Source organism: Nostoc sp. ChiQUE01b, from assembly GCF_034531255.1.
In the GTDB taxonomy this organism is placed as follows: Bacteria; Cyanobacteriota; Cyanobacteriia; order Cyanobacteriales; family Nostocaceae; genus Nostoc.
Window position 1 is genome coordinate 145,546 of sequence record NZ_JAVRBM010000001.1, and the last position, 26,007, is coordinate 171,552.

At 39.3% G+C, this 26,007-nt stretch carries 31 protein-coding genes and 1 pseudogene; 9 read left to right on the forward strand and 23 right to left on the reverse strand.

The window, feature by feature from the left end:
- Window positions 1-727: 727 nt before the first annotated feature.
- The 12 genes and pseudogenes from RMY63_RS00610 to RMY63_RS00665 form a co-directional block, all read right to left on the reverse strand.
- Complete coding sequence (locus RMY63_RS00610; RefSeq protein WP_322726825.1) at window positions 728-1,138, reverse strand: peptidoglycan-binding domain-containing protein; 411 nt, start codon at window positions 1,136-1,138, stop codon at window positions 728-730.
- A 342-nt stretch (window positions 1,139-1,480) separates the two neighbouring features.
- Window positions 1,481-2,848: an NAD(P)/FAD-dependent oxidoreductase gene (locus RMY63_RS00615; protein ID WP_322726826.1), complete on the reverse strand. Its 1,368-nt coding sequence runs from the start codon at window positions 2,846-2,848 to the stop codon at window positions 1,481-1,483.
- A 173-nt stretch (window positions 2,849-3,021) separates the two neighbouring features.
- Window positions 3,022-3,318, reverse strand: a complete 297-nt coding sequence (locus tag RMY63_RS00620; RefSeq protein ID WP_322726827.1) for a hypothetical protein — start codon at window positions 3,316-3,318, stop codon at window positions 3,022-3,024.
- A 245-nt stretch (window positions 3,319-3,563) separates the two neighbouring features.
- A complete protein-coding gene (locus RMY63_RS00625) occupies window positions 3,564-3,788 on the reverse strand; it encodes a hypothetical protein (protein ID WP_322726828.1) in 225 nt (74 codons plus the stop codon).
- A gap of 110 nt (window positions 3,789-3,898) precedes the next feature.
- Complete coding sequence (locus tag RMY63_RS00630; protein WP_322726829.1) at window positions 3,899-4,183, reverse strand: chaplin; 285 nt, start codon at window positions 4,181-4,183, stop codon at window positions 3,899-3,901.
- A 405-nt stretch (window positions 4,184-4,588) separates the two neighbouring features.
- Window positions 4,589-4,741: pseudogene (locus RMY63_RS00635) on the reverse strand (IS4 family transposase); the annotation flags it as partial.
- Window positions 4,742-4,886: 145 nt separating this feature from the next.
- A complete protein-coding gene (locus RMY63_RS00640; protein WP_322726830.1) occupies window positions 4,887-5,132 on the reverse strand; it encodes a hypothetical protein in 246 nt (81 codons plus the stop codon).
- A gap of 38 nt (window positions 5,133-5,170) precedes the next feature.
- Window positions 5,171-5,836 (reverse strand): heme-copper oxidase subunit III, encoded by a 666-nt coding sequence (locus RMY63_RS00645; RefSeq protein WP_322727036.1) that lies wholly within the window; start codon window positions 5,834-5,836, stop codon window positions 5,171-5,173.
- A gap of 68 nt (window positions 5,837-5,904) precedes the next feature.
- A complete protein-coding gene (gene ctaD, locus RMY63_RS00650; protein ID WP_322726831.1) occupies window positions 5,905-7,566 on the reverse strand; it encodes a cytochrome c oxidase subunit I in 1,662 nt (553 codons plus the stop codon).
- Window positions 7,556-8,479 (reverse strand): cytochrome c oxidase subunit II, encoded by a 924-nt coding sequence (locus RMY63_RS00655; RefSeq protein WP_322726832.1) that lies wholly within the window; start codon window positions 8,477-8,479, stop codon window positions 7,556-7,558. The genes ctaD and RMY63_RS00655 overlap by 11 nt, the downstream gene beginning before the upstream one ends.
- A 32-nt stretch (window positions 8,480-8,511) precedes the next feature.
- Window positions 8,512-9,117 carry a DUF2231 domain-containing protein gene (locus tag RMY63_RS00660; protein ID WP_322726833.1) on the reverse strand — a complete coding sequence of 202 codons (606 nt, stop codon included), beginning with the start codon at window positions 9,115-9,117 and terminating at the stop codon, window positions 8,512-8,514.
- Window positions 9,114-9,608, reverse strand: coding sequence for a DUF2231 domain-containing protein (locus RMY63_RS00665; RefSeq protein ID WP_322726834.1), 495 nt, complete (start codon window positions 9,606-9,608; stop codon window positions 9,114-9,116). The genes RMY63_RS00660 and RMY63_RS00665 overlap by 4 nt, the downstream gene beginning before the upstream one ends.
- A 732-nt stretch (window positions 9,609-10,340) precedes the next feature.
- Here RMY63_RS00665 and RMY63_RS00670 point away from each other — a divergent pair.
- The 4 genes from RMY63_RS00670 (at window position 10,341) to RMY63_RS00685 (ending at window position 13,932) form a co-directional block, all read left to right on the forward strand.
- Window positions 10,341-10,481 (forward strand): hypothetical protein, encoded by a 141-nt coding sequence (locus RMY63_RS00670; protein ID WP_322726835.1) that lies wholly within the window; start codon window positions 10,341-10,343, stop codon window positions 10,479-10,481.
- A 15-nt stretch (window positions 10,482-10,496) separates the two neighbouring features.
- Entirely contained in the window at window positions 10,497-11,084 is a 588-nt protein-coding gene (locus RMY63_RS00675; RefSeq protein WP_322726836.1) for a cation diffusion facilitator family transporter, read from the forward strand.
- A 66-nt stretch (window positions 11,085-11,150) separates the two neighbouring features.
- A complete protein-coding gene (locus RMY63_RS00680; protein ID WP_322726837.1) occupies window positions 11,151-13,559 on the forward strand; it encodes a glycoside hydrolase family 15 protein in 2,409 nt (802 codons plus the stop codon).
- A 160-nt stretch (window positions 13,560-13,719) separates the two neighbouring features.
- Window positions 13,720-13,932: a lmo0937 family membrane protein gene (locus tag RMY63_RS00685; protein ID WP_322726838.1), complete on the forward strand. Its 213-nt coding sequence runs from the start codon at window positions 13,720-13,722 to the stop codon at window positions 13,930-13,932.
- A 104-nt stretch (window positions 13,933-14,036) separates the two neighbouring features.
- On the opposite strand, the gene RMY63_RS00690 is transcribed toward RMY63_RS00685, so the two are convergent.
- Both RMY63_RS00690 and RMY63_RS00695 read right to left on the reverse strand, forming a co-directional pair.
- A complete protein-coding gene (locus tag RMY63_RS00690; RefSeq protein ID WP_322726839.1) occupies window positions 14,037-14,618 on the reverse strand; it encodes a class I SAM-dependent methyltransferase in 582 nt (193 codons plus the stop codon).
- Window positions 14,619-14,697: 79 nt separating this feature from the next.
- Complete coding sequence (locus RMY63_RS00695) at window positions 14,698-15,123, reverse strand: hypothetical protein (protein WP_322726840.1); 426 nt, start codon at window positions 15,121-15,123, stop codon at window positions 14,698-14,700.
- 400 nt (window positions 15,124-15,523) lie between these two features.
- Between RMY63_RS00695 and sppA the strand changes: the two genes are divergently transcribed.
- Window positions 15,524-16,345 carry a signal peptide peptidase SppA gene (gene sppA / locus RMY63_RS00700; RefSeq protein WP_322726841.1) on the forward strand — a complete coding sequence of 274 codons (822 nt, stop codon included), beginning with the start codon at window positions 15,524-15,526 and terminating at the stop codon, window positions 16,343-16,345.
- A 97-nt stretch (window positions 16,346-16,442) separates the two neighbouring features.
- Window positions 16,443-16,856 (forward strand): chorismate mutase, encoded by a 414-nt coding sequence (gene aroH / locus RMY63_RS00705; RefSeq protein WP_322726842.1) that lies wholly within the window; start codon window positions 16,443-16,445, stop codon window positions 16,854-16,856.
- Between the two features lie 16 nt (window positions 16,857-16,872).
- Here aroH and RMY63_RS00710 read toward each other — a convergent pair whose 3' ends face one another.
- From RMY63_RS00710 to RMY63_RS00725, 4 genes are all read right to left on the reverse strand, one after another.
- Entirely contained in the window at window positions 16,873-17,274 is a 402-nt protein-coding gene (locus RMY63_RS00710) for a type II toxin-antitoxin system VapC family toxin (protein WP_322726843.1), read from the reverse strand.
- Window positions 17,271-17,630, reverse strand: a complete 360-nt coding sequence (locus RMY63_RS00715) for a CopG family transcriptional regulator (protein WP_322726844.1) — start codon at window positions 17,628-17,630, stop codon at window positions 17,271-17,273. The genes RMY63_RS00710 and RMY63_RS00715 overlap by 4 nt, the downstream gene beginning before the upstream one ends.
- Window positions 17,631-17,828: 198 nt before the next feature.
- Complete coding sequence (locus RMY63_RS00720; RefSeq protein WP_225892409.1) at window positions 17,829-17,972, reverse strand: type II toxin-antitoxin system HicA family toxin; 144 nt, start codon at window positions 17,970-17,972, stop codon at window positions 17,829-17,831.
- A complete protein-coding gene (locus RMY63_RS00725; protein WP_322726845.1) occupies window positions 17,973-18,191 on the reverse strand; it encodes a type II toxin-antitoxin system HicB family antitoxin in 219 nt (72 codons plus the stop codon).
- 92 nt (window positions 18,192-18,283) lie between these two features.
- Between RMY63_RS00725 and RMY63_RS00730 the strand changes: the two genes are divergently transcribed.
- The gene (locus RMY63_RS00730) at window positions 18,284-18,499 is read left to right on the forward strand and encodes a DUF4926 domain-containing protein (protein ID WP_322726846.1); all 216 of its coding nucleotides are present in this window, start codon (window positions 18,284-18,286) and stop codon (window positions 18,497-18,499) included.
- A gap of 608 nt (window positions 18,500-19,107) precedes the next feature.
- Window positions 19,108-22,494 (forward strand): maltose alpha-D-glucosyltransferase, encoded by a 3,387-nt coding sequence (gene treS / locus RMY63_RS00735; protein ID WP_322726847.1) that lies wholly within the window; start codon window positions 19,108-19,110, stop codon window positions 22,492-22,494.
- A gap of 556 nt (window positions 22,495-23,050) precedes the next feature.
- Here treS and RMY63_RS00740 read toward each other — a convergent pair.
- The 4 genes from RMY63_RS00740 to RMY63_RS00755 all read right to left on the reverse strand — a co-directional run bounded on the left by RMY63_RS00740 (window position 23,051) and on the right by RMY63_RS00755 (window position 24,341).
- A complete protein-coding gene (locus RMY63_RS00740; RefSeq protein ID WP_322726848.1) occupies window positions 23,051-23,338 on the reverse strand; it encodes a type II toxin-antitoxin system VapC family toxin in 288 nt (95 codons plus the stop codon).
- Window positions 23,325-23,585: a DUF2281 domain-containing protein gene (locus RMY63_RS00745; RefSeq protein WP_322726849.1), complete on the reverse strand. Its 261-nt coding sequence runs from the start codon at window positions 23,583-23,585 to the stop codon at window positions 23,325-23,327. Before RMY63_RS00745 ends, RMY63_RS00740 begins: the two co-directional genes overlap by 14 nt.
- Window positions 23,586-23,701: 116 nt before the next feature.
- A complete protein-coding gene (locus RMY63_RS00750; protein WP_322726850.1) occupies window positions 23,702-24,115 on the reverse strand; it encodes a PIN domain-containing protein in 414 nt (137 codons plus the stop codon).
- Window positions 24,105-24,341, reverse strand: a complete 237-nt coding sequence (locus tag RMY63_RS00755) for a hypothetical protein (protein WP_322726851.1) — start codon at window positions 24,339-24,341, stop codon at window positions 24,105-24,107. Before RMY63_RS00755 ends, RMY63_RS00750 begins: the two co-directional genes overlap by 11 nt.
- 234 nt (window positions 24,342-24,575) lie before the next feature.
- Here RMY63_RS00755 and RMY63_RS00760 point away from each other — a divergent pair, with 234 nt between their 5' ends.
- Window positions 24,576-24,710 (forward strand): DUF2281 domain-containing protein, encoded by a 135-nt coding sequence (locus RMY63_RS00760; RefSeq protein WP_322726852.1) that lies wholly within the window; start codon window positions 24,576-24,578, stop codon window positions 24,708-24,710.
- 130 nt (window positions 24,711-24,840) lie between these two features.
- Here the strand turns inward: RMY63_RS00760 and RMY63_RS00765 are convergent, their stop codons facing one another.
- A complete protein-coding gene (locus RMY63_RS00765) occupies window positions 24,841-25,848 on the reverse strand; it encodes a hypothetical protein (RefSeq protein WP_322726853.1) in 1,008 nt (335 codons plus the stop codon).
- Window positions 25,849-26,007: the final 159 nt, after the last annotated feature.

Below are 26,007 nucleotides of genomic sequence, written 5' to 3' on the forward strand. Positions count from 1 at the left end.
GATAAACGGCGATCGCAAAGAGGTATTGAGCAGTAGTAAATCTGTTGATAGAGAAAATTTAATCCACAGTGCCTCTCTTACTGTGGGTAAATAGACAACTTTTGATAATTATTATCATAAATATACGAAGTGTTCAAATTGGAATACTTCGTAGGAAGTACTAATATATCTAGGTTACAGATATTGCAGAAAGACAAAATTGCTAATTTCCCTGCTAGCAGTAATTGAGAGAATAAATAGTTGAATTTAGGTAACAACTGAATAATAATTTTTGCTAAAGCTTGCCAAGGAACATCTGAATAGTTTATAAGAGAACGACATTAATTTGTTAAAACGACAAACAATCTGTTAACCGACACTTTTTGATAGTATTTATCTACAGTCTCATTAATTAAAACTAGGCGTAAGCGTCAACTCCAATTCGCAATTCGCAATTCGCAATTCGCAATTAAGACAATTAGTGGGGGCTTGAAACCCGCCACTTTCTTGTTGACCACCAATATCGTTGCATTTGGTGGGGGCTTGTACCCCGTAATTAGCCAATTAATCAATTAATAATTCGCAATTTCCTTTGGTCAATCTCAAGGGTGACGCTTACACCCAACAAATTTGGGCTTTATCTTCTTAAGTTGACACCAATGGGCCTGCCGTGCCCCTACACCTTGCTGCTATATTTCCTAGCCTTTTGTCTTTAAAGCATTTCAGCAGAGGATATTACTAAACCATTTTATTTAAGAGCTGCTAAAGTCCGATGTCCAATTATTCCATCTGCTCTTAATCCTTTAGATTTCTGAAATTTGATCACAGCTGCACGAGTATTGTTATCAAACACACCATTCACACTTGCTGTATAAAATCCTTGCTGTTTTAAAGAATTCTGAGCAGTTTTCACTGTCTCTCCTCTGCTGCCTACTGTCAGTACAGTACCAGTACTACGCTTTGCCAGATGATTAGACTTGTGCTTGGCATTAAGCTTTGTTACAGGATTAGCTTTTTTCATGGTGTTGCCTTGCTGAGTACTTTGGGCAATGTGGGTAGCATTAGTCGGATTTTGGCTTTTATTATTAGTTAAAGAGTAAGCAGGTACAGCAGTAGTTAAAGTCAAAGCAGGGAGCAAAGCAAGTACTTTCCAATTCATCTTCTTGTTCCTTCCAACTGTATGAGATTTTGCAATTTCTATTTGAAGAGTCATCTTCATAAGGGACTGTGCCTTAAGTGATTCTCTTGTGTAGATTTTGGTGTATGGGTTTAGTCTGAGACTATTTCCGAAGCCAGAGCTATAGCATCACACGTCGTATTGACAAAGGTATTGCGAAATTGTGACAAAAGCATGACTAAATGCATTAAAATTTATGTCGCACGAAATTGCGCTAGTAATGAAGAGTTTGTAGTAAGCACTTTAGTGTTTAGAAAATAAGGATTAAAGTGCTTATTACGAACTTATTTACCCATCAATTTCAACTTGACAGATTACTAATCCCTAGTCTCTTTTATCCTCCGAACCCAACATTTTCAAGAGTTTTTTGGCAGCTAAAACGCCCATAACTCCTGCACCAACCACTTCCACAGCTTGGACAACTTTTTTGCCTACATTATCAGGGTCAAGGTGGTGATGAAAAATCTCTTCATCCACCCATTCAGTTGTTGCTTTAAAGTCATGAATTGGTGTTGGCAATAACGTTAAATAAGTCCCTTGCCGAATTAAATGCCCGGATTCTCCTGCAACTTTAAAAACATTGAAAAGGTTAGCAGCAGCATCATTTAACCCTAATTTTAAGAGAGTTCCGCGTATATTTACCCTTGCTGCGTTGAGGTCTTTGCCTAAAGCTAATGCTTTCAAATTGCGGGCAATGTTAGCTCCTTGTTGATAAGCAACTTGGGCTGTTGGCGGTAGTGATTTATCCTCAACTGCTACACAATCTCCGCCTGCAAATACTTCTGGAAAGTCGAGTAGTTGCATTGTAGGAGTTACCAAAAGGCGGTTATGACGATCGCGATGTTCTTGGGAAATTGGTAAATCTTTAATTAGTGGGTGAATAGAAGTACCAGCTGTCCAGATTGCGGTGTATGTTGGCAATGTCTCAATTTGCTCATTGCGTTTATATTCAATGGCGTTGGCATGAATAGTAGTGGCTTCTGCTCCCGTAAGTATTTCAATTGGGATCGTGCGTTTTTGTAATTCTTTCTCAGCAATTGGGCGCAGAGGATTGTTAATATCACCATTGAGAATTTCTTTACCGTGATTGAGCAATACCACCCGGATTTCACTAGAATTTCCTCCCATAGCACTATACCAATGTGGGAGTAAATCAGCTAAGGTAGCTGCCATTTCAACACCACTTGCACCACCACCAACTACAACTACTGTTAGCAGTTGACGACGTTGTTCTGCATCTTCAGTTTTGATTGCTTTTTGCAAACAGTCGCCTAAATGCCGATCGAGAGCGATCGCATCTGCTTCTGTCCAAAAAGGGAAAGCGTATTCTTTAGCACCTTCAAGATGATGATAAGCAGTAACACTACCCAACGCTAATACTAAGTTACTGTAGTTGTAGGAGTTTCCCGAAGCTAATTTGACTTGTTGTTCATGCAAATCTATCGATTCCACCGCATCTTGAACAAAGATGACACCACTACCTTTAAGCAATTCCACAAAACGCGGTACTACTTGAAAACCATCCATCTCGCCACTGAAATATTCATATAGTAACGGCTTAAAGCAAAAGCTTTCATTTTTATCAATCAAAATTACAGAGCGAGGATAATGTTCGTGAGCTAGATGTAAAGCTGTAAATAAGCCGGTGAAGCCACCACCGACAATCACAGTTTGATAAACTGGGCTGCTCATAAAATATCTCTTTTACCAAATTCATAACTCACTTTTATATAATCATTCCTTTTGTTAAGGTAAAACTTAAAAAAGTCTAAACTTTTACCAATAGAAAAAGCGATCGACTATGGCGACCACTTTCTCTATAGATAAAAAAATTATTTCTTATTTAGGTATATTCCATCTACGTTTCAGCTACCGACAGAAGCATTTCCAGACAAAATTGGTATGTTATCTAATACACGTGACAGGGGTTCATCTCCTTTCGGTTCTTGTCTGTTGAGGGTGAAACCTCCTTGAATCAATCCCTGCTGAGGAGATGAGTCGCCGACATTAACTTGATTTGCGTATATTTGAAGAGATCCATTACCGTTCACAGTGTTTATACCATTATCATTACCAATTCCTCCTACTACTAGCATTGATTCTGCATTACTCAATTCTTCAAACAAGCTAGTTTCCAAGTCGGCAATTTTGTTGTTTGTCATAACTTCCTTCGTTCATTAATTGAAATTACATTGATTATCTTTTGGTACTTTTCATATTGCCAGACGAGAGTTGGTGATTCAACTCTGATGCTTCTGCTAATAGGAAACTTGTGTTCAATCACACACCCTATTTTTCATTATTTAGTCTAACCTCCAGATATTAGCTTATCTCTTCTTCTAACTAGGTTTAGGCTCCCTTAAACTAAAGTTTCTAACGATTTCAACAACGCTTTCCCCACTTCTGTTTATGGATTCAATTTTTCTAATTGTGATTCCAAATCCACTAAATGCGCTTCCAATTTCTTTATTCCTTCTGCCAACGCCGTTTTTGCTCCCCCTACTACAGCCATTAGTTCACCATCAGAAAGTTCCTTCAAGTAATCGATATCGTCTAGTTGGAATTTGTCTACTTGCATTTGCTTTGCTTGCTCGAGTTGAGGGTGTTTCCAGACTTTTTTGTTGTTAGTCATAATTCTCCTAAGTGTCTGTGATAGCAGACATCAAATAACTTATCCGAGAAATTGAATACATAATGCTTGCGATCGCCATTTAATCGTAATACTCGAAAGGGTACAAATCGTTAAGCATTTACACAAGTATTCCCAAAAGCTGGGTTAAGTAGACCAATTACACTGATAGTATTACCACAAACATTAACCGGTACTTGAATAACGTTCCCCGAAAAAACTCCGGGACTATCAATAGCAGCACCTGCTGCAATTGAATCTCCGCCAAATACACTCAATAAATCAGCATCATCTAATTCTTCAAACAATTCTAGTTCTTCAAACAATTCCCTATCTTCTTGAGTGAGTGTAAGTACTTGTTTTATTGCTTGTTTCTTGGTTGAAAATATTTTTAACATTTTGTTTTACTCTTTTTGGTTGTTTTCAATCTGTGTGCTTAAGTGTGCTATAGCTCTCTTACATGAATTATCAAATAAGAGATAATTCCTCTTGGATCGGGTATAAACGCAAGAGATGGGGAAGTATTAGAGATGTTTATCACAAGTTCTTTGTTAATTAAGGAACCTTTATCATCTGCCAATATTTGAATTTGACTATCTAATACGCACTAATTTAAAGCTTGTTAACATGATAATCAAGGGTTCCTATAAGACATCCTACTTTTCCTACTTTTCCTACTTTTCCCACTTGGCCAAATAAGTACTGTTGTAGCTAAACATATAATTGCTATAAAGCTTACCCCATATTCGTTTCAGCTTTAGCGTACAATTTAAACAAATGGCACTAAGAACTGACTTTTCCCGTTAAGTTTCTTTTGCAAGCTGCCAGCCCTCACAGAGGTCGTGTAATTTTAACCAGCCTCGCCACAGTACCTGGATACTAATGGGTGTTCTGCTTCGATGTTCGAGGTAGCCACCAAGACGAGCAACAGCTTCAACAGCCCAACTAACAGTTAGGACTTACGCAAAACTACACGCGGTAGGGGCAATTCATGAATTGCCCTTACCTAAAAATCAGGGTTTCGGCTATTCTTGGCGTAAGTCCTGATTTATTTTTACTCATATTTCTATTAGTTATTTGTATTTACAAATGACAAATCTGCTATATGAATATAAATAACGCAATTAAAATGACGCTGAGGAATAAAGCGAAAGCAATAGCGTATTCGACTCTACGACTAAAAAATCCCACAGCAGCAATTAGAGCGATCGCTAGCCCAATAATGCCAATATATTGCTCTTTTTGTAAACCTTGTGCAATCATTGGGTCTTTACCTGGTGCGGGAGTTTCTTGAACTGCTTTTGGGGCGAGTTCTGATGCTGGTAGTTCTTGCAATAATAAATTCATAAAGTTACTCCTGAAAATACTTGGTGAACTGAAAATCTTTATGCCCGCCAAAGGTAGATAAGCGAGAAAAGGAAGACCCAAACTACATCAACAAAGTGCCAAAATAGAGTAGTTGCACTTGTACCGAAGTGAGTTTTATTATAATTGCCTGGAATGAATGAGCGAATCAGCATGATTATCTGAAGCACTACACCAGCTAGAACGTGTAAACCGTGGAAACCTGTCAGCAAATAGAATGTGGAACCAACTAACCCTGTAGTAATCTTGAAATCAAGATTTTTCCACTCAATTAATAGACCAATTAAAAAGTAGATTCCCATTGCGATCGTTATCAGCCATAGCCCACGAAATTTACTAAGTTTATTTCGTTTGAGGGCATTTTCTGCTGGTTGAATCACAAAGCTACTCGAAAGTAAAACTATCGTATTAATAATCACGAGCTTAGACAATTCTGGCCCAGAAATACCGGGTGGTAGCCAGTTAGTAGTATTCAGTCGTAGAGCAACATAAGTAAAGATAAAACTCAAAAAAATGATACTTTCCGACAATAGGAACACAGTAAATCCAAACATTCCTTTGCCATGATGATCTTCATGACTTCCGCCACCACTTGGCAGAAAGCGCTGTAACCAATTCGGTAAGCGTCGCCGCCACTGGTCAAAACGGATTGGACTTTCATCTATATGAATGTTGCCACGTTGCATAATTTTGGGCATTTGTCATTTGTCATTTGTCATTAATTATCCTCCCCTGCTCCCCTGCTCCCCCTTCCCTAGTGAGACTCAGCATTATCAGAATTTTCCACGAATGAATATTTTGGATCGCCATAGTCGTAAGGAGGTCTGTTAACAACAGGAATCTCTTCAAAGTTATTTCGCGGAGGTGGTGAGGAAGTTGTCCATTCCAATCCTGTAGCGTGCCAGGGATTATCGACTGCTCTGGCTCCATATAGCCAAGAACCGACAATGTTAGCAATAAAGGGCAGCGTGGATGCTCCCAGTAAGAACGATCCCAGGCTAGCGATGATGTTCCATCCCTGATATTGGGGATCGTAGGAGGAAATTCGGCGTAGCATTCCTTGCAAACCTAATGGGTGCATGGAGAAAAAGGTGATATTGGCAGGAATAAAGGTTAACCAGAAATGCAGCTTACCCCAACCCTCGGCGTACATCCTGCCAGTTATTTTGGGAAACCAGAAGTAAATTCCGGCAAAAATTGCCATCGTAATGGTATTAAAAACGATGTAGTGGAAGTGACCCACGACAAAGTAAGTATTATTGACGTGGATATCAAATGGCGTGGCGGCAAGCATCACACCAGTGACACCGCCAAAAATAAACATCACTGCACCTCCCATTGCAAATAACATTGGTGTCTCTAGGTGCAACTTGCTCCTCCAGATGGTGGCAGTCCAAGCAAATGCTTTAACACCAGTGGGTATGGCAACTAACATTGAGGTGGCCATGAAGGTCATCCGCATCCAGCTGGGAGTAGCACTGGTAAACATGTGATGCACCCAGACGAATATGCTGACTACAGCGATACCTAAAGAAGCAAGAGCAACTGACCGATAGCCAAATAGAGGATTGCGAGAAAAGGCTGGCAGAACTTCCGCAATAATACCGAAGGCTGGTAGCGCCATGATATACACTGCGGGATGAGAGTAGAACCAAAATAAATGTTGGTAGATAATGGGATCGCCACTTCCTTCAGGTTTAAAAAATTGTGTACCGAAGGAGAGGTCAAATAACAGTAGTATTAATGCACCCGTCAAGGCTGGTAAGTTAATTAGCTGCAACAACTGGGCACTGAGAACTGACCAGACAAACACGGGCATTCTAAAAAATGTCATCCCTGGCGATCGCATCCAAAAGATAGTAGTAACAAAGTTGACAGCCCCCATAATTGAAGAGATGCCGATTAGTACTAGGCTAACTATCCAAATAAATTGACCGTTAATCAACTGATCCCCTGGAACTTGCAGACTAACTGGTGGATAAGACCACCAACCAGCTTGTGCAGTGCCGTTAGGTAGCAAAAAGCTAGACAGTAATAGAAGACCGGCTGGTGGTAAAATCCAAAAAGAGATGGCATTGAGCAGGGGAAAAGCCATGTCCCGCGCTCCAATCATCAATGGCACTAAGTAGTTAGAAAGACCTGCATTGAAGGGAATAACCCACAGGAAAATCATGATTGTCCCGTGCATGGTGAATAAACCGTTGTAGAGGGGGCGGTCAACTAAATTTGCTTCCGGGGTAAGCAACTCAGCCCGGATAATCATCGCCAACAGTCCACCGAGAAGAAAGAAAATGAAGGTCATCACCATGTACTGAACACCGATCACCTTATGGTCGGTGCTGAAGCTGAAATATTCCCGCCAGCCATTTTGAGGTTCTCTATCCCTGGCTATAGCTTCACTCAAATCATGTGTCATTATTTATCTTCCTTTGATTGGCTATAGCAGGTTGAGCAGGTGTGACGGTGTGCCAGCCGCTTTTGAATAATGTCTTTGGTGGTTGGATATTTTCGGCAACTGCCTGATTTGGAGTATTCCCACTTTCGCTAGACACCGTTTGCGTGAGCCACTGGTTATACTTATCAAGAGATTCAACGTATACATCTGCCTCCATCAAGGCAAAGTAAGTCCCACTATATTGAGAATCTTTCAGTCGATATTTGCCTGGGCGAATGGGTGTTAGTACAATGTCAATCTTGCGCCCTGGAACAATATCCTGTTTTAAGCGAAACTCAGGAACATAGAAACCGTGGATTACATCTTGTGCTTGCATATTTAAGCGAGTGCTGCGATTGTTCGGTAAGTGTAATTCCTTACTGGTAATATTATTTGGATAGTGGAAAGACCAATCCCATTGCTTAACGAAAACATCAATTGTTTCAGATGCAGGTTTGGGGACATCGCTAACGATTGCAGCGTAGGCGGGTGCAGATTCTAAGGGCCCGTGCAAATGCACAATTTGGTTTAGACCAAGAATATTTAATTGCTGATAAATATTGAAGCTTTGGAAGGCAATCCATATTACTAACAGAGTTGGGGTAGCTGTCCATAATATTTCCAGCCTCGCATCACCTCTAGAAGGGTGTCCTTCGCTGTAGTCTTCTGGGCGGGCGCGATGGAAGACTATGGCATACACAATAACACCAACCAGCCCCAGCAAGATAAATGCTCCAATTGAGACTAAAAAGCTAAATAAATCATCTACCCGTTGTGCTTCGGCTGTAGCTTGAGGAGGCATCCAAGAAAACGCCTGTTGTCCAATCCATCGACTGACAATTAGCAGCCCTGCGACATAAAACGCTATTAGTACATATTCCCAAAAACTAAACATAATAATTTCATCTAAGAGTATTTCTCGCTTGATTATTTGAGTAGTAAATTTGGGTTTTTACCTTCTTGGAGTAACTTCGCAGCAGTAACATGAATTCCAAACTCTTCTCCCAATTGCGCCCCCAAGGTTCCGTGGACAAACAAGATGCCCAATATTGCAATACCTGCTAACAAGTAACTCCACTGCACCTGTCTAGAAGCATCCTTACGCCAGCGATAGCGTTGTAAACCTCTCCATACTGTCATGGCTGCGATCGCTCCCAACAGCAAAATGCCACCCAAACCATGCAAAAGCATTGTCCAACCAGCAGTTAACCCCCAAACGCTCTTTTGATCGATTGGTGGATTTGCTAGCAATAGCTCGAAAAAACCAGCTGTAACGGTGAAAAAGGTGATAAAAGCTGCTCCTATGAGGTTATACCAGCCGACATCAAAAAAACCAGAACGGAGGGTAGGCAGACCCAAAAATTTGAAGATTGGTTTTTCTAAAGCAAAAAGCACTCCGGCAATATCAAAAATAATCGCAAGAATGAATAAACCCAATGTTAGATGCACCAGTTGCGGATGTATCGGAATCTCATAAGGTAATCCGTTAGCATTCAGCCTCAATCTCAACTGGTCAATGAGTTGCCAGTTCATGGCGAAACTCCCTGCTTCATCGCTTCCACAACTGGCTCAATGTGTAACCCATACACCCAAACTAGCTTGCTCCCTAAATAAACTTGCAAGCAGACTAAACAGACTAAAAAGGTGGCAGCACCAAGGTAAGCAGGTGGTACTTTGCGTGGAGTACGTTTGCGAATCACGAAACGCCAAGCTGTAATGCCAACAACAATAGCCGCCAGCGACCAACCCATCACCGTATGAAAATTCAGTGTTGGTTGAACTGCTGGGTAGATGTTCGCCAGACCTGCTTCAAACTGACCAAGAATCACCGCTAAAAAGATAGCTGCTGAGGCCACAAACATATTCCAAAAACTCACCTCAAATAACCGCACGTTGCGCGTGAAATAGCCCAGCACATCGCACACGAAAGAAAAAAGCACCATCGCAATTACGAAATGGACAATGATCGGGTGTAGAGGGTCAGGATATGGTAAATTTTGGTTATTCAGAGACAGAGCAGGCATCGCGTTCTCCTTCATGAATCTAAATATGTAGATGCGTTGTATGGAATTGCCATCCGTTTAACGTACCATTCATATTTTCAAGAATACTGTGTTAACGTCACAGATCGACCAATTAAAAAACGTTGAAAATTTCCGATGCACTGAAATTTTTCAAGTAGCTTTTGAAATAAAAAATACATAATTACTATTTTTCAGTAATTATTTTCTCCAAATGTCAAAATTCCCTAAAACAACTTATGCTTAATATCATATCTTAATTGACATTTACAAAAACTAAGCAATGTTATTTTTGATTAGATGGGGTTGATAATAGCCAATACAATCAGACGCTTTATAGGCGGCAAAAAAGTTTTTAACGTCTTATATGGTTCTCTTATTTGGGTCATCTTAGATTGATTAACTAAAAAATTTACTTTAACCAATAACCCAACTTGCTTTGAATATACCATAAATCTTGATTGAGATTAATATAAGCTTTAAAATTACATTTTTACAAATCTTAAAAAGAAAAACATACTCTTGTCACAGAAATGACAAATGATTTAAATATTTTTTAGTAAAAAATATGCTGTCTATCCTTCTCTAGATAGATTAGAAAAATACTAGAGACTTTTAAGATAATAAAAATGTAAAACTTTTTTAATAGATAATTTACTGATTTGATAATTAAAATCGTCAAGTGCGGCTTGATAGAAGCCGGGGATTTAAACCCCTACACTTTGTTAATTGACAATGTCGACAAAAGTTACTGGTAATCTTGGATTTGATCGCAATCAACGATTAAATTTGGCTGTAAAGATGTTTTGGCGTGATGGCGAACAAACTAAATGGGAAGTTACTCATCTGGATGTTGAATTAGAAGTTTCTACGTAATTATTATTTACTCTCATGGCATCTAATTCATCTCAGAAAACTATATTTGCAGCAATGGGTGCTAACTTAGCGATCGCGATTACTAAATTTATTGCTGCCTCTATTACTGGTAGTTCTGCCATGATATCTGAAGGGATTCATTCGATAGTAGATACTGGCGATCAACTGGTACTTTTGCTGGGAATCCGTAGAAGCCAAAAGCCAGCAGACGATAGCCATCCCTTTGGTTATGGTCAACAACTTTATTTCTGGACTTTCATCGTTGCTATCCTGATCTTTGCCCTTGGCGGCGGGATGTCAATTTATGAAGGAATCACTCATTTAATTAAACCTAGCCCTTTAGAAAACCCAACGTGGAATTATATTGTGTTAGGTATTGCAATATTATTAGAGGGTTTTTCTTGGAATGTAGCTTTAAAACAATTTTTGCCGACCAAGGGTAGACAAAATTTCTGGCAAGCAATCAAAAACAGTAAAGACCCCACAGTATTTGCAGTATTATTTGAAGATTCTGCTGCGATTTTAGGTTTATTCGTTGCCTTAATCGGAATCTTTTTAGGACATCTATTTAATAATGTCTATTTTGATGGCATTGCCTTTTAATCACATAAATATCAAATACAGAATTTTCACAAAATATTCAAAGCTGATCAACACAAGAAAGAAAATATGGTAAAAATTATTGAGCAAGCAGAAGCTTTTGGCTCACCCGGTATTGAACCTCGATGGACTCAAGCGAATAAAGATGGAGTCGGAACAGCTTACTCTACCTCTAGTCGCGTTTGGTTTACGATCTGGAATGGTGTTGTTACTGAAGTCTACCATCCCACAGTAGACAGACCCCAAATTCGGGATTTGCAGTATCTAATTTCTGATGATAAAAGCTTTTTCCATGAAGAGAAACGCCATCTCGAATCCAAAGTGGAACCGATGTGGACTCATGGTTTAGGATACCGCATCACTAATTCTGATCCCCAAGGACGTTATGCCGTAATCAAAGAAGTGATTGCCGACCCGCATTTCTCCTGTATTTTACAGCATACAAAATTAATCGGAGAGGACGATTTTATCTCCCAACTCCATTTATATGCTTTGTGTGCCCCGCATCTACAAGTTGGAGGTATGGGTAATAATGGTTACGCTGTAGAGGTTGCTGGGCATCGGATTCTGATAGCTGAGAAACAAGGAACATGGCTGGCGCTGGGTGCAACAGTTCCCTTTACCCGCCTTTCCTGTGGTTACGTTGGTAAAAGTGATGGCTGGACAGATTTAGCTGATAATTTCCAGATGGATTGGGAGTTTGACAGTGCAGTGAATGGCAACCTTGCTCTGACTGGAAAACTAAATCTAGATCGCACTAAAGAGTTTACTTTAGGACTGGCGTTTGGTACAAACTTGCATAATGCAATTTCTACATTATTTCAATCGCTGAATATTCCTTTTGAAGAGCAGAAGCAGCAATACAATGAACAGTGGAAGCGATCGCGCCGCAATATCCGACCCCTAGAAAATGTATCATACAATGATGGAAAATTGTATCACAACAGCATTAGTTTGTTGTTAGCACATGAAGACAAAGCCTATCCAGGTGCTTTAATTGCATCCCTTGCGATCCCTTGGGGTGAAGCCAAAAACGACCAAGACGAAGGCGGATATCACCTTGTCTGGACGCGGGATATGGTAAGCAGTGTATCAGGTTTAGTGGCTGCTGGTGAAACAGAAACAGCAGTGCGATCGCTAATTTATCTTGCCACCAGTCAGCAGGAAGATGGCGGTTTTGCCCAAAATTTCTGGGTTGATGGTGAACCTTACTGGAAAGGTATCCAACTAGATGAGGTGGCATTTCCGATTCTGTTAGCATGGCTATTGCACCAACAGAAGACTTGTTTAAAATTCGATATCTATCCGATGGTTCTGCGGGCGGCGGGTTATTTAATTCGTCACGGCCCGATTACCCAACAAGAACGCTGGGAAGAAAACAGTGGTTATTCACCATCAACACTAGCATCCAATATTGCCGCCTTAATCTGTGCTGCTCAATTTGTTCGTCAACGTGGAGATGAAGCAACAGCAAAGTTTATAGAAGAATACGCAGATTTTTTAGAATCTCACATCGAAGCTTGGACAGTAACTACTGAAGGAACTTTAGTTCCTGGGATCAAACGGCATTATATCCGAATTACTCCCTCAGATATTAATAATCCTCAAGCCGACGAAAATCCTAACCAAGGAACTCTTTTCATCACCAGTCAACCAGCTGGTGAACCAGCACAATTTCCGGCCAAGGAAATTGTCGATGGCGGATTTCTCCAATTAGTACGCTATGGAATTCGTAAACCAGATGACCCGATTATTGTTGATTCTGTCAAAGTAATTGATACAGTTTTAAAAGTAGATACACCCGTTGGGCCTTGTTGGCATCGTTACAACCACGACGGTTACGGCCAGCAAAAAGACGGAAGTCCTTATATTGGTTGGGGTAAGGGACGCGCTTGGCCTCTCTTGACAGGAGAACGAGGACATTATGAACTAGCTGCTGGCGGCGATGCCAAAACATATATCAAGGCAATGGAAGGATTTGCTTCAGATACTTGTTTGCTACCAGAACAGATTTGGGATGAGGCAGATATCCCTGATATTTATATGTATTTAGGAAAACCAACAGGTTCAGCGATGCCTTTAATGTGGGCACACGCAGAGTATATCAAGCTACTACGGTCAACTCATGATGGACAGGTGTTTGATTTTATTCCAGAGGTGGCAAATCGCTATCTAGGCGAAAGAAAGCAGTGTAAATCATTGGAAATTTGGAAGTTTAACCGACAAATCTGCCAAGTAAAAAAAGGTCAGACATTGCGAATTTACGCTTTAGTATCTTTTCAATTGCACTGGTCAGATGATGATTGGCAAACCACACAAGATACACTTTCTACTTCCACAAAGTTAGGAGTGGATTTTGTAGATATTTCTGTTTCTGATAACCAGCAACAGCCAATCAGCTTTACCTTTTTCTGGATTGAAAGCAGTAAATGGGAACAACGCAATTATACGGTTGCGGTTGACTCGAAGAGACTCTGACTATAGAGCAATACTGTCGTTTGAGATAATGATGGGGGCTGTTGATTGACAGCCCACAGCCGCTACCTTTATCTAATTAAAGAGTAACGAAATATTAAGCAAGCCAACTCACTTTGAGTAATGGTGCAAAATAATTTTTCTTAGGACAAATAGAATAAAAGTGAAGCTAGGGAGTAAAATATTTAAACAAATTAAAACTGATTTGATTCAGAACAAATATATGTTGAGTATAATTTGGGGTATTGTTGTTATACTGGTTGCTTTTTGGGCATTAGGACTGGCACTTCATATTGCCGGAAATCTAATTCATGCGGTGTTGCTTTTAGCCATTGGTCTTGCTATCTATAATTTTTTCAAAGCACGTGATGTGTGAAGAAATATAGCGTTTCCTAATCATAGTAAGGTACATTATATAGTCCTTTACTTGCTTGCCAGGAAGAAGTTGAGGATGGGTTTCTTGTACCTCACTGATTATCTTTAACCCTTTAGCTCAACTTTATCAGCAATTACAAACAAATAATCTCCCTGATTGTTTTTATACTTTTTGACAATCTCAGTAATGCGTCCTCTATTGATATCTGCTGCTAGCCTTTGACACCCGGCGGCAATTTCATCAGCAGAAGCTAGCAAAGCAAACGTAGAGATTCCAGACCGGACATTTTCATCTAAATATATTTCAAGACGATATTTACCACTATATAAAAACAGGTCTTGCAAGTTTTTAGAAATAGAATAAGTTTCAATATTTACTGAGTTATAACCTGCCTCATTGAGAGCATGTCTAACCTCTTCTAAACTTGGCATCTGTTCAGCTGATTTATGTATAGCTTCTGGAAAATATTCGACTAACCAATATTTACTCATTTGCTCTGATGTGGCAGTAAATAATACAAAACTACCAGCCGCCAAGACACGGTAAATCTCCTTAAAAGCAGGGATTATTGCCGCAAAATGATGTATTGCCAGCGTGCATAATACACCAGAGAAACTTCCATTAGCATAAGGTAACTTCTCAGCTTCTGCAACTTGCCAAGGAGTGTCGATGCATCTGCAATCCATACTGCAGCAAACGATGATGCTACAGATGTCCACATTGGAGCAATTTCAGTTGGATTTTTCTTGGCTGCTAGACGCTCTATTACTTGCAAGGGACAACTTGATAAACAGTTGTGCCTTGCAAGCTCTCAAGGCGATTAGTTGTTGCTTGCCGACTCACTGACATTGCCTCTACCCACATCAGCCCTTGCACTTCCAAGCAACGTAGCACATCTGTTAAATGTTGTATTTGCCGATACACCAGACTCGATACTATTGCTGCCATCACTGGCAGCGTTAGTATACGTAGGCGTAGCCCGCCTTTGGCATCGCGTAAACTACGCTCTTTGTCTTTTACCTCTTTTAAATTGGCAAATATTCCTGGAGTTAATAGTTCTATCAACCGTGATTCGATCTGTTGGTTTGTTGGGGCTGGGCAAGTTACTCGATGTCTTTTGTCTGGATTTCCTTGTTTTTTGCGTGGCTTACTCATGGCTATTCTCAACACAAGGGTGTTGAGTTTAACCATTGAGTTTTACCCTCTTGACAAGGCTCTATTTTTCTTAACTTGACACCTATGGCAGGATGCCCACCCCACAAGAGTTATATTTAATTCGATTATGTAAATTAGATGTTTTTTAGCTTAACAAGGCATTGGGAACTTTTAATTTGGCAAAATAGCTAAAATAGTCTTTCTAAATCATCACGTTAACGCTAAACTAGAGTTTGGCATTTTGTGTTATCTGGAATCTTTAAGGATTTGATTAGCATTAATCGAGAATATCCAATAAAACTCCCTAAAAAATATAAAAATTCCCTTAAAATTATGACGATCGCAATGCCTGATCATGTTTCTTAACAGAGGAAAGCAGGTCATCTGACCGTTGGGGATCTTATATTGAATTTATTACGAGGTATGTTGACAGCTCATGATTTGGCCGTTTAAGCCCAAGTTTAGAAAACAAATTGCGCGGATTGAAATTACTGGTGCGATCGCCAGTGCTACTCGCAAACGCGTCCTAGAAGCCCTGAAAACTGTAGAAGAAAAAAAGTTTCCGGCATTATTGCTACGTATCGATAGTCCTGGCGGTACAGTCGGAGATTCTCAAGAAATCTACAGTGCCCTGAAGCGTTTGCGCGAAAAAATCAAAATCGTCGCTAGCTTTGGCAATATTTCGGCTTCTGGGGGAGTCTACATCGGCATGGGAGCCGAACACATCGTCGCCAACCCAGGTACGATTACGGGTAGCATTGGTGTGATTCTACGTGGGAATAACTTGGAACGCTTGCTAGAAAAAATCGGTGTTTCCTTCCAGGTAATTAAGTCTGGCCCTTACAAAGACATTTTGGCTTTTGACCGACAATTGACTCAACCAGAAGAAAACATCTTGCAAGAGTTGATTGACACAAGTTATCAGCAGTTTGTCCAAACGGTAGCTGATGGCCGTTCTTTAACGGTAGAAGCTGTGAAAAGTTTCGCTGATGGGCGGATTTTTACTGGACAGCAAGCCCTAGCTTTGGGTGTTGTAGACCGCCTGGGTACAGAAGAAGATGCCCGTCGCTGGACAGCAGAACTGGTTGGCCTCGATCCAGAAAAAACTCTCTGCTATACCCTAGAAGAACGTAAACCCTTCTTGAGTCGCTTTATACCAGGAAGTCGTCAGTTTTCATCAGGAATTGGGGCTGGTATTGATTGGCTCGAATTTGAAATGTCTACTAGTGGTTTACCTCTGTGGTTATATCGACCATAAATAGTTGTTTGTCATTGGTCTATTTGTCCTTTGTTCAAAGTCAAATGACCAATGACTAATGACCAGTGACTAATGACTAATTAAGGAGGATTTTGGCGTGGACTGGCAAATGCGGGCTATTCGCGGAGCAACAACCGCTTCAGAAAATACTGTTGAGACAATCAAAGAGGTGGTTACAGAACTACTAGATGAACTGGAAAACCGGAATCAATTCCAGCCAACGGACATCATTAGTGTGACTTTTTCAGTGACACGCGATTTGGATGCAGTTTTTCCAGCTGCGATCGCCAGAGCGCGTCCTGGTTGGGATAATGTAGCTATGTTGGATGTGCAGCAAATGCACGTCGAAGGCAGCTTACAGCACTGCATTCGCTTCTTAATTCACGCTTATCTGCCAGCCTCCGCCTCAATTCATCATATTTATTTACGCAACGCCACTAGCTTGCGTCCCGACTGGAGTTTACCTCAGACTTTACAAGCATCACAGCAAGCAGTTAAGTCAAAAGTGTAAAAATACTTAATATTTTTTAAGGTGAAATCCAGTTTTCCAACTGTAAATTAGAAATGCGGCTGTAGTGACGAGTATTGTTTGTTACTAAAGTGTAATTTTCTGCAACTGCAACACTAGCAATTAGTAAATCAAATTCAGCAATAGTTTGTCCTATTCTACGGAGTTCTGCCTTTAATTCACCATACTTTCTCAGAGCAGGATCGGTTAAAGGTAGAACGGGTAAGTTTTGAATAAATTCTTCTGCATTACCTAAGTTTTCTGAAACTCGATTAGAATTGTACGCACCATAATACAATTCAGCAGCAGTGATGACACAAATGCATACTTCATCCCATCCGACTGCTAATAATTTATCTCTGACTAGCTGGCGACCGTTAAGCCAATAAATACACGTATCAGTGTCGAGTAAATAGTTCACAAGCTATAATTACGCTCGTTTATAGTACGACTTGAATATATTTCATCAACAATTTCTTCTGCGGTACGTGTGTCTTCCCAAGTTCCAAAGGTTTCTAAAAAAGCTTCTGATGCATGGGGTTTTGGCTGCTGTTCAGATGAGAGGATAATTTCATTCACTATCAATTGATTTGCTTCTGTAACTCCTAATTTTTTGCTTTCCTCTTTAGCTATAACCATAATTTGCATTAAGGTTATCGCCTGACTTAGAACATCACTTTTACTTGTGCCTATTTTCTTTGCTAGTTCGTCTAATATCTGATTTAGTTCAGGTGACAAATCTAAGTTTAAACGAACCATCTTTTGAGTGTTAGTCATGGTTCCATCCTTGTGTAAAATGTTAAATATATTATAGTTGACTGAAGCTATAAGATTGACATCGATGATGTTCAAGAACTTAATAGGTTATTCTGACTAATATAGGGATACTTGTCTCTAAATTCATTTGTTTTCGAGGAATTCATCAACTGTAATTCCTGCCTGTCGAATCAAACTTCTAAGTAACCCAGGTGCTAATTATCGGTGATTGGGAATTGATAAAGTTGGTTTTGATTCACACCAAAGTATAATATGGCTTCCCGTTTGATGATCTAATACATAACCAAACTTTTCAAAAATCTTGACTGCTTCCTTACCAGAGATATTTGATAAACGTCCCATTTATACTACAACTTCTCCAATAAAGACTTGCGATTCCTTAACAATATAAGGTTTGCCATGTTTAGCTTGGACATGAAGATATCCCGTAATGGCATCTTTAATATTTTCAATTGCCTCATCTAGTGTTTTGCCTTGACTCACACATCCTGGAAGTTCAAGAACCTCAGCAACATAGCCTTTATATTCTGAATCAAAGGTAAAAATTACTTGAAATTTCATAATAAATTAATCTTGTATAGTTGAGGTCTAGAATAAATATAACGCTCAAATCCTAAGTTTGTTACTTCATACCCACTCAAACGGAGAGAAGAATGATTCAAGAATTTGATAGGGTTATTCTGACTAGTGATATCTCAGAATATAGTTTAGAAGAGGGTGATATAGGTACTGTTGTTTTAGTACATCAAGGTGACAAAGGATATGAGGTTGAATTTGTCACATTAGATGGTGAGACTGTGGCAATTGTTTCACTCCACAGCATACAAGTATGTCCATTGGTAGAAGAGAAATTGCGCGATCGCAGGTGATGAATTAATCCTATCGTCGCATATTATATTTACTCGTAAGGATTCAGATGGTGGGGTATTGACAAAGAGGACACAAAGGTTAGAGTATCGCAATCATGAACAAAGACCTGCCACCAGAACTAGAGCCAGAACAACTAAACCAGCAGCCAAAGGAGGAACTGGTAGAAATGATTGTCAAGCAGGCGATCGGGATCGACTAGCTGCAAGTAACAATAAAAGAACGAAAAATCTAAAAAGGACTGGGGATAAGGGGTAATGGGGATTGGGTAATCAGCTCAAAAATAATGTTCGGGGCTATTACCCACAGCAAATTTGGGAATATTTTACCAGTAAAGAGTCCCCACAAAAAGGAGCAACTGCTGTCCCACTGCTAACATAAAGCTGCCTCAAAACCCGTAACTTTGTACTTCATGCAAATGAAAACTGCTATATGTATATACGCAGTTGGGATGATTATTTAGGACTTAATATAGCTCGTTTGGTAGTTTCATTACTTAAGTAAGAAAGTGTAAACATTACTCGTGTAAGATAAATAAGCTGATAATCTCAGCAATTGTATCGAGTAAAAATATAGTTCTATTAGATATGCGATCGCATATCTTTTTAAAATGCCAAACTCCAGCTTGAAAGATGACTCATTATGGTTCAAAAATGCAATTATCTACGAATTAGGTGTTCGCACATTCGCCGACAGTAATGGTGATGGTATTGGTGATTTTCCAGGACTGACAGAAAAACTAGACTATTTACAAGATTTAGGTATTACTGCTATTTGGTTGTTACCTTTTTTTCCTTCACCACTCAGGGATGATGGTTACGATATTGCCGATTACACTAGTGTCAATCCTATCTATGGCACGTTGGAAGACTTTAAAGCGTTTTTGAGCGCTGCTCATCAACGGGGTATTCGTGTAATTATAGAGTTAATTATTAACCATACCTCTGACCAACATCCTTGGTTTCAAAGAGCACGTCGCGCCCCGAAAGGAAGTCAGGAGCGAGATTTTTATGTTTGGAGTGATACTCCTGAAAAATACCAAGAAGCGCGAATTATCTTCCAAGATTTTGAGACATCTAACTGGACTTGGGATTCAGTTGCCAAAGCTTATTGCTGGCATCGTTTCTATTCCCATCAGCCGGATTTGAATTATGACAATCCCTTGGTACGTCAGGCAGTATTTGATGTTCTAGATTTTTGGTTGGAAATGGGTGTAGATGGACTACGTATGGATGCTGTACCTTATCTATACGAACGGCAAGGAACGAACTGCGAAAACTTACCCGAAACCCATGCGTATTTGAAGGAGTTGCGATCGCACATCGACGCGAAATTTCCTAACCGGATGTTACTAGCTGAGGCGAACCAATGGCCTGAAGATGCAGCGCAATATTACGGTGCGGGGGATGAATGTCACATGAACTTTCATTTTCCCCTAATGCCGCGCTTGTTTATGGCATTGCGGATGGAAGATAATTTCCCGATTGTAGATATTCTCCAGCAAACTCCATCCATTCCTGATAACTGTCAGTGGGCATTGTTCCTCCGCAACCATGACGAACTGACTCTAGAAATGGTCACAGATGAAGACCGGGATTTTATGTATGGGGCCTATGCACAAGACCCAATGATGCGGGTAAATTTAGGCATCCGCCGGAGATTAGCGCCGCTTTTGGGCAACGATCGCCGCCAAATTGAGTTACTCAATAGTTTACTGTTATCTCTGCCAGGAACCCCCGTACTTTACTACGGTGATGAAATTGGCATGGGAGATAATGTTTATCTAGGCGATCGCAATGGTGTTCGCACACCTATGCAGTGGAGTTCTGACCGCAACGCCGGTTTTAGTCGCGCTAACCCGCAACGCTTGTATCTACCCGTCATCGTTGACTCAGAATATCACTACGAAGCACTCAACGTCGAGGCACAACGGACTAATACCAATTCTCTCTGGTATTGGATGAAACGTTTACTTGCAACTCGCAAACGGTTTCCGGCATTGGGTGAAGGGCATTTTGAATTAGTACAGTCTAATAATCGCAAAGTTTTTGCCTTCAGCCGGATCACCTCTGAAGAACATGTCTTGGTAGTAGCAAATTTATCTCGTTATGTGCAAACGGTGGCGTTAGATTTATCAAGCTTCAATGGACTACTACCAGTAGAAATTTTTGGTTCCACTGAGTTCCCACCAATTACAGAATCGCCCTATTTCCTCAGCTTAAGTCCTTACGGGTTTTACTGGTTCACCTTACAAGGTAAACTTAGCTCAACTCAACCCCTTAAACCCCAAGCAGACTTGAGCTATCTGCTGGTAAATGGTTCATGGGAAAATGTGATTGGGCAACGAGAGTCAAAAAGCATTCTAGAATCAACACTGCGGGATTATCTCTATACCTGTAGCTGGTTTGGCGGCAAAACTCAGACTGTACAATCAGTACAAATCATTGAAGCGATTTCTTTACCCTATAACCAGCAGATAGCTCAAATTATTTGGTTGCAGGTAGATTATATCGAGGGAAACCACGAAACTTATCTGTTGTTTCTCGCCTACGCAGAAGGTGAGCAAGCAACACATCTTTTGGCAGAAATGCCGCAAGCTGTGATTGCACGTCTTAGGGTACAAGGCAAAGTAGACACTCCTCCACCCAATACTCAAGAAATTGGAATTTTATTTGATGCTTTAGCAGACAAGAACTTTCTCACCTCACTACTAGATGATGCGATCGCTAATCATCACTCTTATAAAGGGATAAATGGAGAATTATTTGGCACTACTACTGATTCATTCTCCGAATTGCGCCGACAGTTAACCAATCATGAGCCGACTGTCCTGAATAAAGAAGAACGAACCTATACTTGTATAGTTTATGGCGATCACTTGTTGTTGAAACTCTTCCGCAAAGTCGAGGAGGGTTTGCACCCAGATTTAGAAATCCGGCGTTTCCTATATCAGAAAAAAGGCTTGCAACACTCACTTTTCCTAGCTGGTGCTTTAGAGTACCGCCGTGCAAATAAAATAGGCAATAAAACTGCCCTACCCACGACTATAGGCATATTACAAGAGTTTATTTCAGATATCCGCCGTGGCTGGGACTACACCCTTGATAGTTTGCAAAAGTACTTTGATTTAGTGACTACAGAACACGCCACTATTACCGAAGTGCCTCTGCCATCAGGTTCCTTGTTGGATTTACAGAGAATTGAGATTCCAGAATTGGTAATTGCAACTATCACTTCTTACCTGCAAAGTATTCAACTGTTGGCTAAATCCACAGCAGAATTACATATAGCGCTGGCTACAAATATAGATAGCTCAGACTTTGCTCCAGAATCTTTTTCATCACTTTATCAACGTTCGATATATCAAAATGGACGTAACTTAACTGGACAAGTATTTCGGTTGTTAAAAGAACGAGTAAACTACTTGCCAATCAATACTCAACCATTAGCATTAGAAGTTCTCAATAGTGAACAGAAAATCTTAGAACGCTTTCAGTTAGTTGTCGGGCAAAAAATTACTGCATTGCGTACTCGTAATCATGGAAACTACCATTTATCGCAAGTATTTTACACAGGAAAAGACTTTATTATTCCTGATTTTGAAGGCAAAGCAGATCGCAGTTTCAGCGAACGACGCATAAAGCGATCGCCTCTACAAGATGTAGCAGGAATGTTGCTATCTTTCAACTATGCAGTTAACGAAGCTCTGGGCTATCAAAAAGAATCTGGGATGATCCTCCCGGAAAATTTACCCCTTTTAGAACAATGGGGACAGTTTTGGCATACCTGGGTCAGTACTAGCTTTGTGAATTCTTATTTAGAAACTGCTAGTCAAGAATCTTTCCTGCCAAAGACAACAGAAGAACTACATCTGCTGCTTTTTGCCTATCTTTTAGAGCAAGCGATTGATGCACTAGGCTATGAACTAAATAATCGCTCTGATTTGGTAGAAATTCCACTCCAATTTATTCTGCGATTACTGAGTGAAACTGCTTAAACAGTTTTTCATAGTACAAACAAACGGCAATAAAAAACTCCACCCCACAAGTGGCGTGGAGTTTTTGGACATGGGGCATGGGGAAGATTGTACCGCCACTTCGGTTAAGGTTTTCATATTTTGAAGATCCCCCCAACTCCCCTTAAAAAGCTATCCATTAGTCAATACGGTTCAGTTAAGGCTAAAACTCTTTGTCAAAGTCAGTTTTTTTTAACGAACCGCAGAGGCACAGAGGACACAGAGAGAAGAAAAAATGCTTAATTGAACTGTATTACTGCACCAGCACGATTCGGAGGTTCTACTTCCGCCTCAAAATTACCCCCATTTTGAAACATATCCACCCTAGTACCATTAATATACGTATCATTCTGAAACTTGAGATACGTATATACCCCCCCCCTTATTTTTGATGAGTCCTTCTCGGATAATTCCTCTATAAAGGAGTAGAATTCTTCTTTAGTATCCATTTCTTTGTCACCTTCGCGTTATGCATATATTACAGGTGAGATTATATAACATTTTTCCTGAATGACATTAAAACTGTTCACATTAAAACTCAATACGGTTCAGAAACCCAACAAACCCACGAAAATGTTGGGTTTCGTTCCTCAACCCAACCTACACAGTTTAGGTTTTTGACGCTAACTGAACCGTATTGATTTATAAAAGTAATTTCACTGTCAATTCCCTTGCGAGTTAGCAAAAGATAACAGGTTTCTGTGAAAACACACCATGTTGTAATTAAAGGTTCATTATATTGTTTTAAAGCCTGTTTTGCTTTTTCGTGGTAGGTGTCTTTTTTATCAATAAGAGCTAACCAAAATCCTGTATCAACTATGATCATATTTAGTTGTCAATGTATTAGATAAAACTTCTTTATAGGTTGTTGATAAACTTTCGTCAACAGAACAATAACCAATTAATCCAATTTCATCAAACTTTTCATAGAGACTTTTTTCTTGACTATAATTTTCTGATTCTGCTTGAGGATAACGCTTTTTGAGTAACTGAATAAAATCAAGTAGTAAGATTTGAGCTTCTTCTGGTAAAGTATCAATATCTCTATATATTTCTTCAAATTTTATCAGCATAATTAACTTCTAAATTGAGAAAAATTTTTGGTATTGACTATATTATAGACTACTTTTAAACCTGAGTGAGGTGACGCGATCGCGCGTGATCAATTAATGTGAGCAGTGCTGTGGATTCAAACAAATGGATTGAGGATTCTTACTTTGTTATGTATTAACTGATTGTGTTGCATATCTTCTGAGTAAATTATAGAACATTTACCCAGTAAAGCTGTAGCTATAATTAGACTGTCCCAATAAGAGTAGTTATATTGTGCATTAATTTGCAATGCTTGTATAACTTGTGTTGTACTAATAGCTTGAACAGGAAACGTGTTGACTATATCTGATATAATTGCGATCGCATCTATTTTTGATGTAAAAATTTTTCGAGGTAAAACATGAAATAACTCACCCAAAACTTGAGTGCTAATTAAAAGCAATAATGAATTACTTTTGATAATTTCTGCAACTTGCTGGTATTTTGTAGGTGGGTTTTTGGCGTAGAGATAAATCCAGAGATTGGTATCGAGAAAAATATTATTGCTCATATATTTCTTCTCGATTAAATTTATAATTTGGAGCAAGTAGGAAAGAGTAGTTATTGACTTGGGCTAAAAAATGCTCAACTTTTAAACTTTTTTCTCGACCATGATTTTCTGATTCTGCTTGAAGATAACGCTTTTTGAGTAACTGAATAAAATCAAGTAGTAAGATTTGAGCTTCTTCTGGTAAAGTATCAATATCTCTATATATTTCTTCAAATTTTATCAGCATAATTAACTTCTAAATTGAGGAAAATTTTCGGTATGACCCTATTATAGACTACTTTTAAACCTGGATGAAGTGACGCGATCGCGCATGATAAATTAATGTGAACAGTGCGATGTCTAGGCACTTCCTAAATTTATTATCTTGAGTACCTAACGATTTAAGTCGCGGCGAAAGGCATACAGCCAAATAATACTTTAAAGTTTAAAATATATTAGTTGATACAAGACGCTAAAGAAAATGAGCATTGAAAAAATTATTATAGACAAGGTAAGAATATTACCTCCTGATAAGCAACAAGAAGGGTTAGATTTTGTAGAATTTTTACTTGCGAAAATGCAAAAGCAAGGCTTATCATCTCAAGAAAAAATTTGAGGGGTTTCGGCTTGGACTCTAGCTCAAGAATACATTGGTTGTGTAGAAGCAGAAAGTGATTTGTCTACTAATAAAAATTATATGGATGGTTACGGTTCGTGAGCAGCCGATATTTTATATGAGATAGCTGTTACCTTGAAGAGAGCGATCGCACTTCCTTAACTTGTTTTTTACACAGGAGAATGACGTGCAAAAATAGCATGGGGGTCACGTTGGTCTTCATCAAGAAGACCTTCTTCTTTGAGAATTTTTGCCATTGTAGGTCGAACTGCAAAGCCCGATCTGGCTCTACTGAATACATAAAAGCAATCAGTCCATTTATTCTTTTTATTTCATAATGCATATTTTTATGGTTACAGCTATTAACTTTAGATTTATGGTTATCCCAACCATACTTAGATGCATAGTACAAAATCTGCCGTAACTGTTTTTTTATGAACTTTGGTATACGAGGTTTTGTATTATCAAAAACTGTTAAACCAGTTACGTATTGTGACCGACCTCTGCATTGATGTTTCCATTTTGCTGGATTTAACTCAAATTCATACTCCTTTAAACATTTAACTATATCTTTTTTACGAGGTGTTTGATCGCCAGAGAAGGTAATATCATCAGCATATCTAGAGTAGGAGCAATTATATTCCTGTGCTAGTCTTGCAAAATCTTGATCTAGCTCTTTGCACACCAGGTTAGCTAATACGGGATTTTCAATCCGATTATCATGCTGTTCAAAACAGATGTGAATAGGTACATCCCGATTTGCTCGCAGTCGCTCAAACATAACACGACCAAAAAGTTTATCGTACCAGTCATATCCCTGACTGGGATTAAAGTCACTCTCTTTTTCTTGATAACAAATGTAAGCTTTAAATGGTAGTAGACTAATTAGATTAATAACATGAGCTTTTACGTCAGTAGTATCATCTTCACAATAATGAAACCCTTTTTTTGATAGAGATTTTTGTACACTTGGTATTCTACTTCGGATTGGATCGCTTAGAATCTCATTTTTTAGAGTCTCCAATTTGGATCTTAGATAATCAGGATCATGTGTTGTAATGCAGGCTATTGCTAGAAGATTTGATTCTTTGTCAGTACCAGTTTCATCTAGGAACATAAAAATGTCTTTTGATACCATACTTAGATATAGACCTTCTGTAGTTGATAACTCGACTAAAAAAAACTATAATCTTGTACCTTAATAAAATATATCGAATAATCAAACCGCAAATACACTCATCAAAACGCCTCTTTATCTATGTATATATGCGTGTATTTGCGGCAATAATAACCTAAA

Excerpts from the sequence above, each read along its gene's own strand:
- RMY63_RS00715 (WP_322726844.1), bottom strand. The coding sequence starts at position 17,630 with ATGACTAACACTCAAAAGATGGTTCGTTTAAACTTAGATTTGTCACCT.
- treS (WP_322726847.1), top strand. The coding sequence starts at position 19,108 with ATGCCAAACTCCAGCTTGAAAGATGACTCATTATGGTTCAAAAATGCA.
- RMY63_RS00620 (WP_322726827.1), bottom strand. The coding sequence starts at position 3,318 with ATGACAAACAACAAAATTGCCGACTTGGAAACTAGCTTGTTTGAAGAA.
- RMY63_RS00615 (WP_322726826.1), bottom strand. The coding sequence starts at position 2,848 with ATGAGCAGCCCAGTTTATCAAACTGTGATTGTCGGTGGTGGCTTCACC.
- ctaD (WP_322726831.1), bottom strand. The coding sequence starts at position 7,566 with ATGACACATGATTTGAGTGAAGCTATAGCCAGGGATAGAGAACCTCAA.
- RMY63_RS00740 (WP_322726848.1), bottom strand. The coding sequence starts at position 23,338 with ATGATCATAGTTGATACAGGATTTTGGTTAGCTCTTATTGATAAAAAA.
- RMY63_RS00675 (WP_322726836.1), top strand. The coding sequence starts at position 10,497 with ATGGCATCTAATTCATCTCAGAAAACTATATTTGCAGCAATGGGTGCT.
- RMY63_RS00680 (WP_322726837.1), top strand. The coding sequence starts at position 11,151 with ATGGTAAAAATTATTGAGCAAGCAGAAGCTTTTGGCTCACCCGGTATT.
- RMY63_RS00695 (WP_322726840.1), bottom strand. The coding sequence starts at position 15,123 with ATGGTTAAACTCAACACCCTTGTGTTGAGAATAGCCATGAGTAAGCCA.
- sppA (WP_322726841.1), top strand. The coding sequence starts at position 15,524 with ATGATTTGGCCGTTTAAGCCCAAGTTTAGAAAACAAATTGCGCGGATT.
- RMY63_RS00765 (WP_322726853.1), bottom strand. The coding sequence starts at position 25,848 with ATGGTATCAAAAGACATTTTTATGTTCCTAGATGAAACTGGTACTGAC.
- RMY63_RS00625 (WP_322726828.1), bottom strand. The coding sequence starts at position 3,788 with ATGACTAACAACAAAAAAGTCTGGAAACACCCTCAACTCGAGCAAGCA.
- RMY63_RS00745 (WP_322726849.1), bottom strand. The coding sequence starts at position 23,585 with ATGCTGATAAAATTTGAAGAAATATATAGAGATATTGATACTTTACCA.
- RMY63_RS00640 (WP_322726830.1), bottom strand. The coding sequence starts at position 5,132 with ATGAATTTATTATTGCAAGAACTACCAGCATCAGAACTCGCCCCAAAA.
- RMY63_RS00610 (WP_322726825.1), bottom strand. The coding sequence starts at position 1,138 with ATGAATTGGAAAGTACTTGCTTTGCTCCCTGCTTTGACTTTAACTACT.
- RMY63_RS00755 (WP_322726851.1), bottom strand. The coding sequence starts at position 24,341 with ATGCTGATAAAATTTGAAGAAATATATAGAGATATTGATACTTTACCA.
- RMY63_RS00690 (WP_322726839.1), bottom strand. The coding sequence starts at position 14,618 with ATGGATTGCAGATGCATCGACACTCCTTGGCAAGTTGCAGAAGCTGAG.
- RMY63_RS00655 (WP_322726832.1), bottom strand. The coding sequence starts at position 8,479 with ATGTTTAGTTTTTGGGAATATGTACTAATAGCGTTTTATGTCGCAGGG.
- RMY63_RS00760 (WP_322726852.1), top strand. The coding sequence starts at position 24,576 with ATGAGCATTGAAAAAATTATTATAGACAAGGTAAGAATATTACCTCCT.
- RMY63_RS00750 (WP_322726850.1), bottom strand. The coding sequence starts at position 24,115 with ATGAGCAATAATATTTTTCTCGATACCAATCTCTGGATTTATCTCTAC.
- RMY63_RS00720 (WP_225892409.1), bottom strand. The coding sequence starts at position 17,972 with ATGGGACGTTTATCAAATATCTCTGGTAAGGAAGCAGTCAAGATTTTT.
- RMY63_RS00630 (WP_322726829.1), bottom strand. The coding sequence starts at position 4,183 with ATGTTAAAAATATTTTCAACCAAGAAACAAGCAATAAAACAAGTACTT.
- RMY63_RS00725 (WP_322726845.1), bottom strand. The coding sequence starts at position 18,191 with ATGAAATTTCAAGTAATTTTTACCTTTGATTCAGAATATAAAGGCTAT.
- RMY63_RS00670 (WP_322726835.1), top strand. The coding sequence starts at position 10,341 with ATGTCGACAAAAGTTACTGGTAATCTTGGATTTGATCGCAATCAACGA.
- RMY63_RS00665 (WP_322726834.1), bottom strand. The coding sequence starts at position 9,608 with ATGCCTGCTCTGTCTCTGAATAACCAAAATTTACCATATCCTGACCCT.
- RMY63_RS00730 (WP_322726846.1), top strand. The coding sequence starts at position 18,284 with ATGATTCAAGAATTTGATAGGGTTATTCTGACTAGTGATATCTCAGAA.
- RMY63_RS00645 (WP_322727036.1), bottom strand. The coding sequence starts at position 5,836 with ATGCAACGTGGCAACATTCATATAGATGAAAGTCCAATCCGTTTTGAC.
- RMY63_RS00660 (WP_322726833.1), bottom strand. The coding sequence starts at position 9,117 with ATGAACTGGCAACTCATTGACCAGTTGAGATTGAGGCTGAATGCTAAC.